The sequence below is a fragment of the Bartonella sp. AA86SXKL genome (assembly GCF_042196885.1).
In genome coordinates this window covers 1-571 of record NZ_JBHIRE010000544.1, presented here as the reverse complement: position 1 = coordinate 571, position 571 = coordinate 1, and the positions used below count along the sequence as shown (strand labels likewise).

The following is a 571-nucleotide window of genomic DNA, read 5'->3' as shown; positions in this document are numbered from 1 at the left end:
GAAATGACACTGTTTTAAGATAAGGGCATGAGGCAATAAACCATGGAAAAAAAATACGAACTTACTGATGAAACAATCGAAGTTGGGGGCAAAACTCTCCACCGCATTCGCGCATTACGAGACTTTGGAAACGTCGAGAAAGGTGATTTAGGAGGCTATATCGAGAAAGAAGACAACCTATCGCATCATGGTAATTGCTGGATTGGGGATTATGCAAAAGTCTATGGTTATGCCAAGGTTTTTGGTGATGCTAAGGTTTACGAAAATGCACAAGTTTACGGTAACGCCAAGGTTTACGACAATTCTCGTATTTATGGCAAAGCAGAAGTTTGCGATGAACCATGCATTTACGGTGATGCAGAAGTTTACGGTGATGCATATATTTGCGGTGAACCGCACGTTTTTGATAATGCAGAAGTTTATGGCAATCCCCAAGTTTACGAAAAGGCATACATTTATGATAGGGCGCGTGTTTACGGCAATGCAGAAGTTTCCGGTGATGCGCATGTTTACGGTCATGCAAAAATTTACGGTGAAGCATGTGTATGTTGGGACGACTGGATTGATGGCG

At 42.2% G+C, this 571-nt stretch carries 1 protein-coding gene; it reads left to right on the top strand.

Features of this window, described 5'->3' with window-relative positions:
* Positions 1-42: 42 nt before the first annotated feature.
* On the top strand, positions 43-571 hold a 529-nt coding region (locus ACFIO5_RS13185; RefSeq protein ID WP_375705652.1), incomplete at its 3' end, for a hypothetical protein.